This window comes from Streptomyces sp. MAR4 CNX-425 (assembly GCF_048656465.1).
Taxonomy (GTDB): Bacteria; Actinomycetota; Actinomycetes; order Streptomycetales; family Streptomycetaceae; genus Streptomyces.
The window spans coordinates 736,631-748,736 of sequence record NZ_JBMDLF010000001.1 but is presented as its reverse complement, the minus strand read 5'-3'; the positions used below and the strand labels follow the sequence as shown (position 1 = coordinate 748,736).

General features: G+C 74.6%; 13 protein-coding genes and 1 pseudogene. 7 read left to right on the top strand and 7 right to left on the bottom strand.

The annotated features are described in order from the left end of the window. Positions 1 to 458: 458 nt before the first annotated feature. On the bottom strand, positions 459 to 836 hold the full coding sequence (locus ACHZ99_RS03245) for a nuclear transport factor 2 family protein (RefSeq protein ID WP_420302760.1): 378 nt from the start codon (positions 834 to 836) through the stop codon (positions 459 to 461). Positions 837 to 957: 121 nt separating this feature from the next. Between ACHZ99_RS03245 and ACHZ99_RS03240 the strand changes: the two genes are divergently transcribed. Both ACHZ99_RS03240 and ACHZ99_RS03235 read left to right on the top strand, forming a co-directional pair. Beyond that, positions 958 to 1,224 carry a hypothetical protein gene (locus tag ACHZ99_RS03240; RefSeq protein WP_420302759.1) on the top strand — a complete coding sequence of 89 codons (267 nt, stop codon included), beginning with the start codon at positions 958 to 960 and terminating at the stop codon, positions 1,222 to 1,224. 180 nt (positions 1,225 to 1,404) lie between these two features. After that, positions 1,405 to 2,142 (top strand): DUF2382 domain-containing protein, encoded by a 738-nt coding sequence (locus tag ACHZ99_RS03235; RefSeq protein ID WP_420302758.1) that lies wholly within the window; start codon positions 1,405 to 1,407, stop codon positions 2,140 to 2,142. A 249-nt stretch (positions 2,143 to 2,391) separates the two neighbouring features. On the opposite strand, the gene ACHZ99_RS03230 is transcribed toward ACHZ99_RS03235, so the two are convergent. After that, positions 2,392 to 3,306: a Ku protein gene (locus ACHZ99_RS03230; RefSeq protein WP_420302757.1), complete on the bottom strand. Its 915-nt coding sequence runs from the start codon at positions 3,304 to 3,306 to the stop codon at positions 2,392 to 2,394. A 31-nt stretch (positions 3,307 to 3,337) separates the two neighbouring features. On the opposite strand from ACHZ99_RS03230, the gene ligD (ACHZ99_RS03225) reads away from it, so the two are divergent. Beyond that, complete coding sequence (gene ligD / locus ACHZ99_RS03225) at positions 3,338 to 4,264, top strand: non-homologous end-joining DNA ligase (RefSeq protein ID WP_420302756.1); 927 nt, start codon at positions 3,338 to 3,340, stop codon at positions 4,262 to 4,264. 71 nt (positions 4,265 to 4,335) lie between these two features. Further along, complete coding sequence (locus ACHZ99_RS03220) at positions 4,336 to 4,539, top strand: hypothetical protein (RefSeq protein WP_420302755.1); 204 nt, start codon at positions 4,336 to 4,338, stop codon at positions 4,537 to 4,539. A gap of 262 nt (positions 4,540 to 4,801) precedes the next feature. Here the strand turns inward: ACHZ99_RS03220 and ligD (ACHZ99_RS03215) are convergent, their stop codons facing one another. The 3 genes from ligD (ACHZ99_RS03215) to ACHZ99_RS03205 all read right to left on the bottom strand — a co-directional run bounded on the left by ligD (ACHZ99_RS03215) (position 4,802) and on the right by ACHZ99_RS03205 (position 7,315). After that, positions 4,802 to 5,830 carry a non-homologous end-joining DNA ligase gene (ligD, locus tag ACHZ99_RS03215; RefSeq protein ID WP_420302754.1) on the bottom strand — a complete coding sequence of 343 codons (1,029 nt, stop codon included), beginning with the start codon at positions 5,828 to 5,830 and terminating at the stop codon, positions 4,802 to 4,804. Positions 5,831 to 5,857: 27 nt separating this feature from the next. Beyond that, a complete protein-coding gene (locus tag ACHZ99_RS03210; protein ID WP_420302753.1) occupies positions 5,858 to 6,214 on the bottom strand; it encodes a group I truncated hemoglobin in 357 nt (118 codons plus the stop codon). A 75-nt stretch (positions 6,215 to 6,289) separates the two neighbouring features. Further along, a complete protein-coding gene (locus ACHZ99_RS03205) occupies positions 6,290 to 7,315 on the bottom strand; it encodes a DUF4429 domain-containing protein (protein WP_420302752.1) in 1,026 nt (341 codons plus the stop codon). 130 nt (positions 7,316 to 7,445) lie between these two features. Here ACHZ99_RS03205 and ACHZ99_RS03200 point away from each other — a divergent pair, with 130 nt between their 5' ends. The 3 genes from ACHZ99_RS03200 (at position 7,446) to ACHZ99_RS03190 (ending at position 10,215) form a co-directional block, all read left to right on the top strand. Beyond that, positions 7,446 to 9,068: an alkaline phosphatase D family protein gene (locus ACHZ99_RS03200; protein WP_420302751.1), complete on the top strand. Its 1,623-nt coding sequence runs from the start codon at positions 7,446 to 7,448 to the stop codon at positions 9,066 to 9,068. 103 nt (positions 9,069 to 9,171) lie between these two features. Further along, the gene (locus ACHZ99_RS03195; RefSeq protein WP_420302750.1) at positions 9,172 to 9,498 is read left to right on the top strand and encodes a hypothetical protein; all 327 of its coding nucleotides are present in this window, start codon (positions 9,172 to 9,174) and stop codon (positions 9,496 to 9,498) included. A gap of 420 nt (positions 9,499 to 9,918) precedes the next feature. Beyond that, on the top strand, positions 9,919 to 10,215 hold the full coding sequence (locus ACHZ99_RS03190; protein WP_420302749.1) for a hypothetical protein: 297 nt from the start codon (positions 9,919 to 9,921) through the stop codon (positions 10,213 to 10,215). Here the strand turns inward: ACHZ99_RS03190 and ACHZ99_RS03185 are convergent. Continuing rightward, a pseudogene (locus ACHZ99_RS03185) lies at positions 10,146 to 10,382 on the bottom strand (hypothetical protein); the annotation flags it as partial. The gene ACHZ99_RS03190 and the pseudogene ACHZ99_RS03185 sit on opposite strands and share 70 nt — an antisense overlap. After that, a complete protein-coding gene (locus ACHZ99_RS03180; protein WP_420302748.1) occupies positions 10,383 to 12,101 on the bottom strand; it encodes a lipopolysaccharide biosynthesis protein in 1,719 nt (572 codons plus the stop codon). It abuts the pseudogene before it with no gap. Positions 12,102 to 12,106 lie beyond the last annotated feature (5 nt).

The window sequence follows — 12,106 nt, the reverse complement described above, 5'->3', positions numbered from 1 at the left end:
CCCGGCACCGCAGGCCGACCCCGATCGGCGCCCGCTCAGCCTTGGCGGGACGCCCCGTCTCCGACGCCCCACCGGTCCCGCCCCCCCCACGCCCCCGCCCGGCGACGGCGCCGCCTCCCCGCGACGCCGCCTCCCCGCATCCGCGGCCCGGCGACCGGGCCCTGCCCGCCCCGTAGGCCACCCCCGACCGGCGTCCGCCCAGCCTCGGCGCTTCGCCCCGTCCGCGGTTCCCCCGCCTCGGGGTGACGGCGCGCCCCCTCAGCGGCGGTGGTGCGGCGGTCCCGCCGGTCCTGGCCCGCTCGTCACCGGATGACCCGCCGACGCCGGCGATCGGCGGCGGAACAGGCCACGAGGCCGGGGCCGGTCAGTGCGTCACGAATCCGTTCGATCGTCCACGGTGCGTCACTGCTCATGGCTTGACTCCCAACTTGCCGCGCGTGTCGGCTCCGGCCTGATCGTCACACGCGCTGCACGTACTTCGCCCGCCACTCCGGTGACGGGTCCGAGCCCAGCTCGCTCCAGTACTCCCGGCCCGCCACCACCCGGCCGGACCGTACCGTCCAGAACGACGCCACCCGGTACACGCCCATCGTCTCGTGCGGCACCTCCACCTCCGAGACCACGTCCTCGCCCGCCGCCACGATCCGCAGTACCCGGATCGACCAGCCCTCCGGATACTCCGCGTTGACCCCCACGTAGTTGTCCCGGCCCACTATCCGTTCGCCGCTGACCGGCCACTCGACCACCACGTCGTCGGCCACCAGCTCCCCGACCCCGCGCCAGTCCCGTGCCTGCATGCGGTCCCACAACCCACGAACGATCTCTGTCGGCTCCATGGGCACATGCTCTCAGCGCCCACTGACATCGCGGCCGATCACTCTTCCGGTCGACACGCCCATCGGCGCGAGCTTTCATGGAATTGCCGGATTTCCCCCTCTACCTCCGGCGGGAGGAACCGTGCAGACCGACGAACGCCCGTCCGGCGACGGCAGCGGCCGGGACGACGGCCACGGCCACGACCGCGACCGCAGCCACGGCCGTGACGGCGACCGCGGGCACGCGGCTGCCCGCGGGGACACGGGCTCGCGGGACGCGTACGAGGACGAGCGGGACGAGGCCATCGACGCCGATCCGCAGCTGCGCGACGTCGGGCGGCGGGCCCGGTTGCGCAGGCGGGCGGGGCGGCGGGCCGGGGATGACCAGGCCGGCGGGCCGCACCGCTGAGCGGTCGCCGAGCGGTCGCCGAGCGGCCGCGGGGCGGCTGCCGGACGGCGTACGACCTGGTGGTTACTCCCTCCGGTCGACACCTGAACGGTGGAGGCGTTACATGGTGATATGCCGGTTTCGTCGAACAAGTCGGCGAACCGCTTCTATCCCTGCACGCACCATCCAGCGGGAGGAACAGTGCAGACCGACAGGAACACAGCCAGGGGCGGCAGTGGCAAGGCCGCGAAAGCCGCGGGGGTAGGGCGCGAGACCGACGCCGCCGCTGCGGCGGGCGGCGGTCAGGGCGAGACGACGGGCCGGCGCGGTCAGCAACCCGGGCGCGAGCAGCGGGGCGGCGCGGCGCAGGAGCAGCGTGTCGTCGCGTACCGCGAGCGGTTGCAGGTCGAGCCCGTCGACGAGCGGCAGCCGATGGGCGAGGCCGAGGTCACGATCCGGGTGCGGGAGACGCCGCAGCGGTTCGAGGTGACCCGTGGCCATGACGAGTGCGTCGTCCGGCGCAGCGACGTGGACGGTAAGGAGGGCAACCTGGTCGCCGGCGACCACCACGAGTTCGTGGAGCGCAGCGTGAAGGTGCCGCTCTACGGCGAGAACGCCGAGGTCGTCGTCCACAAGGTGTCCGAGCCCTACGCGGTGGCCGACATCGGCACCAGGCGGGTCGAGGACACGCAGACCTTCGAGACCATCCTCAAGACCGAGGAGATCGTCGAGAGCATGCCGTCCGGCACGGGCTCGGCGATGAGCGTTCGCGAGGTGCAGGAAGGCTACGACCTGCGCGGGGGTATCCGGTACGGGCAGCAGGAGGAGCGCGCGGAGACCGGCCGTACCCCCGGCCACGCCGCCGCCCCCGAGAGCGCCGACACCCCGGGTGCCGCCGAGGACATCGGCGAGGGCAAGGGCCGCGGCCGCTGGTTCTGAGCTGACCGGCGGACGGCAGTCGGCCGACCGGCTGAGACCACCGAGCACGGGCGGGGGTCCGCGAAGCGCGGGCCCCCGCCCCCGTCCGTCGGGGCGGCCCGCTCCTGTCGGTCGGCGCGGGCGTCGTACCTGCGTACGCCCCCGGCCCCCGGCGCGGCGCACACGCCGCCCGCGCCGATGCCCGCCCCCGCACACGCCCCCCGCACGACGCCCCCGCTACGGCCACGCCCGACGTCCGCGCACTACTGCCTACGCCGTCTTCTTGCCCGCGCTCTTCTTGCTCGCCGTCTTCTTCGCGGCCGTCTTCTTCCCCGCGCTCTTCTTCGCCGCTCCCGCCTTCTTCGCCGTCTTCTTCGCCGCCGCCTTCTTCCGCGGCGTCCCCCCGCGCTTGTCCTTCGCCGCCTTGACGCTCGCCTCCAGCGCCGACATCAGGTCGATCACCTGGCCGCGCTCCTCGCCGCGCTCCTCCTTGGGCAGCGGCTCGACGCCCTCCTTGCTCGCGACGAGTGCTTCGACCGCCTCGCGGTACTCGTCCGTGAACTCGTCCGGGTCGTAGCCGCCCAGCGCGTCCATCAGGGAGTCGACCATGTCCAGCTCCTGCCGCCGCACCGTCACCTTCTCGTCCGGCGCCACGCTCTGCGCCGAGCGCACCTCGTCCGGCCACAGCATCGTGTGCAGGACCAGCACGTCGTCCTCCTCCAGCACCCGCACCAGCGCCGGCGCCTCCCGGTTGCGGAGGGCGACCTTGACCACCGCCACCCGCTCCGAGCGCTTCAGCGCCTCGCGCAGCAGGACGTACGGCTTGGCCGCCGCGGCGTCGACGGGCTTCACGTAGTACGCGCGGGAGAACTGGATGGGGTCGAAGTGGCCGACCTCCTCGAAGCCCACCACGTCGATGATCTTCTTGCTGGGCAGCGGCAGCTGGGCGAGGTCGTCGGGGGTGAGCACGACCAGTTCGCCGTCGGCCGTCTCGTACGCCCTGGTGATCTCCGCGTACTGCACCTCGCGGTCCTCCAGCTCGCAGAACCGCCGGTAGCGGATCCGGCCGCCGTCCTCGGCGTGCACCTGCCGGAAGGACACGCCGCGCTCCTCGGTGGCGGAGTACAGCTGGACGGGGATGCTGACCAACCCGAAGGAAATCGCACCCTTCCATATAGATTTCATCCATATGTCCTCTCTCCCGGAGGTTCAGCATATGCCGGTCACCGAGGTCGAAGGCCGCCGCCTGAAGCTCAGCAACCTGGACAAGGTGCTCTGGCCCGAGCCCGGCTTCACCAAGGGTGAGGCGCTGCACTACTACGCCCAAGTCGCCGACGTCCTCCTCCCGCACGTGCGCGACCGGGCCGCGTCCTTCCTCCGCTTCCCGGACGGCGTGGACGGGGAGCGCTTCTTCGCCAAGAACGCCCCGGCGGGCACGCCTGAATGGGTGAGGACCGCGGACGTCGAGCTGACCCGGAGCACCGTGCACCACGTCCTCGTCCAGGACCTCCCCACCCTCCTCTGGGCCGCGAACCTGGCCGGGCTGGAGTTGCACGTACCGCAGTGGAAGGCGCTGAACGGCAGGGGCGGGAAACAGGCCGTGCGGGTCAGGGCGGAGGAACGCCCCGCCGACCGCATCGTGTTCGACCTCGACCCCGGGCCGCCGGCCACCGTCGTGGAGTGCTGCCGCGCCGCGCTGCTGCTGCGCGAGGCGCTGCGCGCGGACGGGCTCGACGCCTGGCCGAAGACCTCGGGGTCGAAGGGCCTGCATCTGTACGTGCCCGTCGCGCCGGCCTCCGCCGACGCCACCAGCGCGTACGCCAAGGCCCTGGCGCGGCGGCTGGAGGAGGAGAACCCGAAGCTGATCCTGCACCGGATGGCCAGGAAGCTGCGCCCGCGCAAGGTCTTCGTCGACTGGAGCCAGAACTCGCGGGCGAAGACCACCGTCGCCCCGTACGTGCTGCGCGCGAAGGCGCGGCCGACCGTCTCCACCCCGCTGACCTGGGACGAGGTGGAGGGCTGTACCGACCCCGGCGACCTGGTCTTCCTCCCCGACGACGTGCTGGAGCGGGTCGAGCAGCACGGCGACCTGCTGGAGCCGCTGCTGAGCGAACGCTGTGACCTGCCGGATATGCCTGATTAGTCCATTCGTGCGAGAGTGGATAGCGACCGACACGTTCGACAGGGTCTGACGGTCACGAGGAGGCGTCGGTCATGGCCAAGCACCACAAGCACGACCCGGGCAGGCACCGGCACGGCGGCAACGCCGCGTTCCAGGAAGCGCTGGACGCCCGGAACGAGCGCGTCAAGGACAACCGGCAGCAGACCTCGATCGCGGCGCACCAGGACGCCCGGTCGCAGCGCAGCAGGATGACTCCGCAGGTCGAACGGCGCGGTGCGCGCCGGCGCCGCGGATAGCGAACGATCCCCGCTGCCGGACCGCGGGCGTGTCCGCATCGCCGTCTCCCGGCGGTACGGGCGCGCCCCGGCCGTGTGCGGGGCGCGCGGCGGCGTGCGGGGCGGGCGTGCTCCGTTCCGGGCGCCCGGCGTGCTCGGGGCGCCGGGCACCCGGGCGGGGCGCGGCCCTCGGGACACGGCCTTTCCGGGCGCGCCCCTCCGGACACTGCCCCTCCGGACACCCCCGGCGCGGCCCCTCCCGGTACCGCCGTACGCCCGCGCGCTACGCCCCCTCCTCCGGCGCCCGCGCCCCTTCCGGCGCCCGTGCCTCCTCCGGGTCCTTGTCCGGACGCAGCCCCCGCCACACCGGGTGCCGCAGCACCCCCGTCGCCGTCCACTCCCCGTACGACACCTCGCCCACCAGCACCGGCTCCACCCAGTGCACCGCCCCCGCCGCCCGCACGTGCCGGTCCGCGACCGGCCCCGCGAACGGGCTGGTGTCCCGCGCCAGCCCCGCCAGCCGCTCCCGCAGCGTCTCCAGCGCGCGCCGCGAGAAGCCGCTGCCCACGCTGCCCGCGTAGGCCAGGCCGCCGTCCGGCGTCCACACGCCCATCAGCAGCGCGCCGATCGCGTCGGACCTGCTGCCCGCTCCCTCCGCCCAGCCGCCGACGACGACCTCCTGGGTACGGACGTTCTTGATCTTCAGCCACAGGTCGCTGCGCCGCCCCGGCAGGTACGGCGACGACAGCCGCTTCGCGAGCAGCCCCTCCAGCCCGTACCGCAGGGTCATCTCCCGGGCCTCGGCGCCGTGGCCCTCCCAGTGCGGGGGAGTGCGCCAGTGCGGTCCATCGACGCCGAGGCCGGCGAGCAGCGCGCGCCGCTCGCGGTACGGCAGGCGCAGGGTGGACTCGCCGTCGAGGTACGGCACGTCGAACGCCATGTAGTCGACCGGCACCTCGGCGGCGAGGCGGGCGACGACGGCGCGGCGGGTGAGGTTCATCCGGCGTTGCAGGTCGCCGAAGGAGGGGCGGCCGTCCGGGGCGAGCGCCACGATCTCGCCGTCGAGCACGCAGGCGTGCCCGGCGGCGGCGAGGGCCTCGCCGAGCGGGGCCAGCTCGGGGTAGCGGGCGGTGACGTCGTTGTCGTTGCGCGACAGCAGCGTCAGGGAGCCGTCGCCCGGGGCGTAGGCGACGGCGCGGATGCCGTCCCACTTCAGCTCGTACCCCCAGGAGGGGTCCGCGGCGGCCGACGGCAGGCTGCCGGAGACCGCCAGCATGGGCGTGACGTGCGGCAGCCCGCCGAGGTCGGTCATGCGGGCAGAGTAAGTTCCGGGCCGGGGCTACGCCTCCTGGGCGATGTCCGCCCGCAGCGGCTCCAGGGTGCCGCCGATGGTCTTCACGGTGTCGTCCGGCACACCGAGGCCGACGAGGGTGGCCGTCAGGTGGTCGACGACCCGCTCGAAGTGGGCCGCCGTGATGCCGAGGCCCTCGTGCGCCTTGCGCATGCCACGGCCGTTGTAGCCGCCGGGGCCGCCGAGGGCGGCGCCTATGAAGGCACGCTGGTGGCGCTTGAGGCGCTGGACGTCGATGCCGTCGAAGAACGGCTTCAGCTCCGGGTCGTCGAGCACTCGGTCGTAGAAGTTGTCCACGGCGGTGGCGACCGCCGTCTCCCCGCCGATCGAGTCGTAAATAGTCATGGGGCCCGATTATTGGGGCCGGTGGGGCTGGAGTGAAGAGCGTAGAACGTTTAATTCCGCCCAAGTTCTCGCCAACTACGGCCCGGGGGACCGGCGTTGTCCGTCGTTTCCGCCCATGCGCTGCAGGATTGCCCGCTTTGCCGCCGCGAATTCCTCGTCGGTCAGTATCCCGGCGGTGTGCAGCTCGCCCAGCTCCCGCAGCCGGCGCAGCACGGCGTCGTGGTCGTCGCCCGGGACCGCACCGCCCGGGACCGCACCGCCCGGGGTCGCGTCCGCCGGGGCGGCGCCGGGCGGAGCGGCGGCTTCCAGGGCCGCCGCCTCCGCCGCCTTGGACAGCGCCACCGGCGCCCCGCCCCCGGGCTCCGCCCCGGCCCCATCCCCGCCCCCGGCCGCCGCCGCGTTCGGGTGCGGCAGCCGTACGGTCACCGCCGCGGCCAGCAGCACCGCGGCCCCGGTCTCCTTCTTCGTACCCCACAGCGCCAGCGTGTGCGGGTCCTTGTCCGGGTCGAGGAACACCGCCGTCCCGTGCGGCCGGAACCGCAGGCCGCCCGAGTCCAGGCCCGCGCCGCCCGCCCACTCCACGCCCGCCAGCTCGGCGAGCGGGAACGTCCGGTTCCCGACCCGCTTCTTGACGTCCTCGACCAGCCAGTTCCACTCCAGCCGGACCTGCTCGCCGTCGAACGTCGCGGTGCCGTCCAGGCCGGCGGCGGTCAGCGGCACCGCGGGGCCCGGCAGCAGATAGCGGTCGACCGGGCCGTCCGGCACCTCGTCCAGCAGCAGCGACCTGCGTACCTCCTCGGCGAAGTACTCCGCGACCCCGCCGCGGTCGCGCTCCGGGCGCAGCAGGTACGGGCTGGCGGCCTCCGGGAGCCGGCCGCCCGCGGCCCGGAGCAGCGGACACGCGCCGTCGCGCAGCCGCAGCCGCAGCAGCCCGCCCTTGCGCCCCGGCTCGTACGCGATCCCCGCCACCGCCGGCAGCGGCACGGCGACCTCGCCGAGCAGTTGCCGCAGCTTGTGCACCCCCCGGTCGCGGCCGGGCACGATCCGGATGAGGTCGCCGTCGAACTCCCAGCTGCCGTCTTTCGCGATCACCTCGGCCATGACGCGAGTCTATGGGGCGGCCGGGTGAACGCCAGTTCGCCACGTGTACGTTCGAGAGGTAAACGCTCCGTCACCTGACCGACGCACAGCGTATGGACAGAAGTTGACCCGAGCAACTGCAATACGGCGCATGACGCCTCCGAACCCGCAGGACGCCCTGCGCGCCGCCGCCGCGCACGTGAGCCGCCGCCGCTTCCTCACCGTCACCGGGGCCGCCGCCGCGCTCGCCTTCTCCGTCGGCCTGCCGCAGGCACACGCGGACGAACCGGCGGACCCCGGGAGGGTCCGCCGGGAGCCCTTCACCCTCGGTGTCGCCTCCGGCGACCCGGCGCCCGACGGCGTGGTGCTCTGGACGCGGCTCGCCCCCGCGCCGTTCGAGCCCGACGGCGGCATGCCGCCGGTCCCGTTCCCGGTCCGCTGGGAGGTCGCCCACGACGAGGGCTTCCGCCGGATCGCCCGGCGCGGGCGGGAGCTGGCGCACCCCGAGTTCCACCACACCGTGCACGCCGAGGTCGACGGGCTCGCCCCCGGCCGGCCGTACTACTACCGCTTCCGCGTCGGCCGCTGGACCAGCCCCGTCGGCCGCACGAGCACCGCGCCGCGGCACGGCGAGCGCAACTCCTCCCTGCGCTTCGGCGCGGTCGCCTGCCAGAACTACCCGGGCGGCTACTACACCGCGTTCCAGCACCTCGCGAACGAGGACCTCGACGCCGTCTTCCACCTCGGCGACTGGATCTATGAGGGCGCCGTCGCCTCCACCGGCGGCGGCCGCGGCTACCCCGAAGGCACCCTCCCCGACGTGTTCAACCACGAGACCGTCACCCTCGCGGACTACCGGCTGCGCTACGCCCTCTACCGCAGCGACCCCGACCTGCGCGCCGCCCAGGCCGCCCACCCCTGGATCCTCACCTGGGACGACCACGAGGTCGAGAACAACTACGCGGGCGCGATCTCCCAGGACAACCTGCCGCCGGACGAGTTCCTCGTCCGCCGGGCCGCCGCCTACCGGGCGTACTGGGAGAACCAGCCGCTGCGCAGGCCCCAGCGCCCGCGCGGCGCCGACCTGCGGCTGTACCGGCGGCTGCACTACGGGACGCTGGCGCAGTTCGACGTCCTCGACGGCCGGCAGTACCGCAGCGACCAGGCGTACGGCGGCGTCTGGGCGCCGCCGGGACCGGACGCGGACGACCCGGGGCGCACCATGCTCGGCGAGCGGCAGGAGCACTGGCTCGCGGACGGCTGGCGGGAGTCGCGGGCGCGGTGGAACGTCGTGCCGCAGCAGGTCGTGCTGGCGGAGCGGCGCAGCGAGCCGACCGTGGCGTACAACGTCAGCATGGACGCCTGGGACGGCTACACCGCCGCCCGCACCCGCTTCCTCGACGCGGCCGAGGCGGCGGGGGTCGAGAACCTGGTCGTCCTCACCGGCGACGTGCACGTGCACTACGCGATGGACGTCAAGCGCGACTACGCCGACCCCGACGCGCCCGCCGTCGCCAGCGAGATCGTCGCCACCTCCATCAGCAGCGGCGGCGACGGCGCCGAGCGGCCCGCGAACTACGACCGGCTCACGCAGGCCAACCCGCACCTGCGCTTCTACGACGGCCGCCGCGGCTACGTGACCGTCGAGCTGACCCGCGAGCAGTGCCGCGCGGACTTCCGCGCCGTGCCGTACGTCACCGCGGAGGGCGCCGGGATCACCACCGCGGCTTCCTATGCGACCGAGGCCGGGAGGCCGGGGCTGCACCGCGTCTGACGCCGCCCGCGGCACCCCCGGAGCCCCCGGAGCCGGCGGCGCCGAGCCGGCGGCGAGGCCCCAGGCGGCGCCCAGCACGCCGCCGGCCGCGTAGCCGGTGAGCATGCAGCCGACGGAGAGCAGGGAGAAGACGACCTGGATCGGCAGCGTGCTCTGCGGGCGCAGCACCCGCAGCGTGAGCAGCGCGCTGGTGCCCAGCGCTATGCCCGCGTACTGGCTGCCGGTGGCGGGCAGCAGCGAGGACGTCGCCGCCCAGGTGTCGCCGAGGAGTTCGCGGCCGGCGGCGTCGGGGAGGACGACGAGCACCGTCGTCCAGGCGGCGGCGGTGCCGGCGAGGAGGAGCGCGAGGGCGGCGGCGGAGCGGAGCTTGCTGCGCAGGTTCGGGATGCGGTGCATGACCGGTGGGCCGAAGGACGTCGCGGAGTTGTAGAGGACGTTCATCGGCCCGTAGAGGGTGGTGGCGCCGCGCAGCGCGCCGACCGCGAGCTGGCTCGCGACGAGCCCGAGGCCGATGACCGACAGCTGGGTGGCGCCGTTGCCCACGGCGAACTCCACCACGAAGCGCCGGCCGAGGTGCCCCCGGCGCAGGTAGCGCCGCCAGTCGCCGCGGGCCCCGCGGAGCCGGTACGCGGCCAGCGAGAGGCAGAGCAGCAGCGCGGGCAGCGCGGACGCCCCCCACACGGCGATCAGCCGGGCCGGGGACGAGCCGTCCGGTTGCAGCACGAGCGCCGGGACGGCGACGGCCAGCCGCAGCAGGTCGCCGAGGAGCGCGTGGTGCGGCAGCCGGAGCGCGGCGAAGCAGTACCGCAGGACGTCGTGCAGCAGCACGACGGGCAGCACCAGCCCGAGCATGGCCAGCCCGTGCGCCAGCTCGCCGGGCACGAGCGCGAACAGCAGCGCCGCCGTCCCGCCGAGCGCCGTGGCGGCCAGCGCCGAGAACGTCACCGCCGACCGGCAGGCGGAGGCGACGCCGGTGGCCGGCGGCGGCGGCGCGTCCGGGTCGGGCTCCGCCCAGGAGGGGATGACCGGCCCCTCCGGCGCGGTGTCGTCGGCCCCCTCGGGCCCCACGCCCGCGCCGGCTCCGCCGCCCTTTCCGGCACGGCCCCCGGCGCCGTCGCGCTCCAGCACCAGCGCCTGGCCCACGTAGCTGCTCTGCACGCCCAGCACGACGGTGAACGTCATGTAGACGAGGGAGAAGACCGCGAAGCCCTCGGCGGACGACTCCCGCGCCGCGACCACCAGCACCGCGATGTTCGTCAGCGCCGCAACGCCCTGGTCGGCGACGGAGGAGACGATCGCCCAGCGGGCGCGCATCTACCGCCGCGAGGAGCGCACGGCCCGGCCGTCGGCCGGGTAGTCCGCCCCCGCGGCCTCGGCCGGCGGCGCCGGCGCCGCCACGCCCGCCTCGACGCCGCGGTCGTCGCCGCGCCCGTCACCCCGGCCGCCGCGTCTGCCGCCGTCCTTGCCGGACCGGCCGCGCCCGCCCGCGTCGGGCTCGCCGCTGCCGTGCGAGTGGAGCACGGCGCCGAGCACCGTGCCGCCCGCGCCCGATATCAGCTCGCGGATACGCGCCAGGTCCTCCCGGTGCACCTGCCGCGGGTCGCAGACGACGAGCACGCCGTCGACCCGGTCGGCGAGCGCCAGCGCGTCCGCGTACGACAGCACGGCCGGCGCCAGCACCACCACGACCGACCCCGGCGCGTCCGCCTCCGCGATCACCTGCGTGGCCGGCGCGGACGTCAGCGCCCGCGCGGCGTTGCGCACCCGGGTGCCGGGGATGAGGTCGAAGGCGCCGGACTCGCCCGCGTCGATCGGTATCTGCAGGCCCGTGGGCCAGCCGCCGTCGCCGCGCGCGGGCGTACGGGCCCAGCCGGGCCGCACCCCGTCGGCGGCGCTGAGCCGCGCCGACAGGCTCGGCGTGCGCAGGTCCGCCTCGACGAGCAGCACCTCGTGCCCCATCTCCACGAACGACGCCGCCAGGTTGACCGAGACCGCGGCGGGGATGTCTATGCTGCCGCGCGGCGCGACCACCAGCAGCCGCCGCCGGTCGGCGAAGCGCTGGTCGTACGCCAGCCGGAAGGCCATCGAGCGGTACTCCTCGGCGACCCTGCCGGTGGCCAGCAGCCCGCCGGGCCCGCGGGTGCGCGGCAGCGTGCCGAGCACCGGGGCGTGCAGCGCCCGCACGACGTCGCTCTCCGAGCGCGCCGTGGGGTCGAAGACCAGCCGCACCCAGGCGACGAGCAGCCCGAGGCCCACGCCGAACGCGGCGCCGAGGCCCAGCAGCATGACGATCCCCGGCCCCGCGGGCTCGGCGGGCGGCGTGGCGTCCCGCACGACGTGCCCGGGGGTGGTGTCGAGGGCTTGCAGCCGGGCGCGGTCGGCGGTGATCTCGCCGATGCTCTGGCTGAGCGAGGAGCGCGCCGACAGCGCGGACTCCAGCGCGCGGCCCTCGGCGAGGCCCTCGATCTCGTCGTCGAGCGCGTCCCGCTCCGCGATCAGGGGTTTGACCTGGTCGTCGTAGGCCTCGACCATGTTGTCGATGGTGCGCTTGCTCTTGTCCTCGCGGTACGTGAGGTAGGCGGCGGCGAAGGCGTTGGAGCGCTCGGCGGCGGTGTCGGGGTCCTCGGCGCTGTAGTCGAAGCGGAGCACCAGCGTGTTCGGCGGGTTGGTGACCTGGAGGCCGTGCTGGAGCTTCCGGCCGTCCTCGGGGTGGCCGATCTCCTTGGCGGCGATCTTGGCCACCGCGTTGCTCGCGGCGGTCTGCCTCTCCGTGCCGATGCTCTCCTTGATGGCCGTGGCGTCGCTGCCGGAGGCGAAGGGGTCCAGGCTGACCTGGCGGAGCGTGACCTCGCTGGAGGCGATGTACTCGTCGCCCGAGACCAGGGCGATCCACCCGCCGCCGAGCAGCCCGAGGACCACGCCCAGGACGATCATTCCGCGGTAGCGCAGGAGCTGCCGGAACTGGTCGCGCAGCAGGTCCGGTTCGTCCTGCGGCTCCAGGACGCGGCTGTCGCCCGCAACGTGCTGTGACATGGTCT

Coding starts and splice junctions, on each gene's coding strand:
- ACHZ99_RS03245 (WP_420302760.1), bottom strand. CDS start 836: ATGGAGCCGACAGAGATCGTTCGTGGGTTGTGGGACCGCATGCAGGCA.
- ACHZ99_RS03210 (WP_420302753.1), bottom strand. CDS start 6,214: ATGACTATTTACGACTCGATCGGCGGGGAGACGGCGGTCGCCACCGCC.
- ligD (WP_420302754.1), bottom strand. CDS start 5,830: ATGACCGACCTCGGCGGGCTGCCGCACGTCACGCCCATGCTGGCGGTC.
- ACHZ99_RS03200 (WP_420302751.1), top strand. CDS start 7,446: ATGACGCCTCCGAACCCGCAGGACGCCCTGCGCGCCGCCGCCGCGCAC.
- ligD (WP_420302756.1), top strand. CDS start 3,338: ATGCCGGTCACCGAGGTCGAAGGCCGCCGCCTGAAGCTCAGCAACCTG.
- ACHZ99_RS03195 (WP_420302750.1), top strand. CDS start 9,172: ATGCAGCCGACGGAGAGCAGGGAGAAGACGACCTGGATCGGCAGCGTG.
- ACHZ99_RS03230 (WP_420302757.1), bottom strand. CDS start 3,306: ATGAAATCTATATGGAAGGGTGCGATTTCCTTCGGGTTGGTCAGCATC.
- ACHZ99_RS03220 (WP_420302755.1), top strand. CDS start 4,336: ATGGCCAAGCACCACAAGCACGACCCGGGCAGGCACCGGCACGGCGGC.
- ACHZ99_RS03205 (WP_420302752.1), bottom strand. CDS start 7,315: ATGGCCGAGGTGATCGCGAAAGACGGCAGCTGGGAGTTCGACGGCGAC.
- ACHZ99_RS03190 (WP_420302749.1), top strand. CDS start 9,919: ATGGCCAGCCCGTGCGCCAGCTCGCCGGGCACGAGCGCGAACAGCAGC.
- ACHZ99_RS03180 (WP_420302748.1), bottom strand. CDS start 12,101: ATGTCACAGCACGTTGCGGGCGACAGCCGCGTCCTGGAGCCGCAGGAC.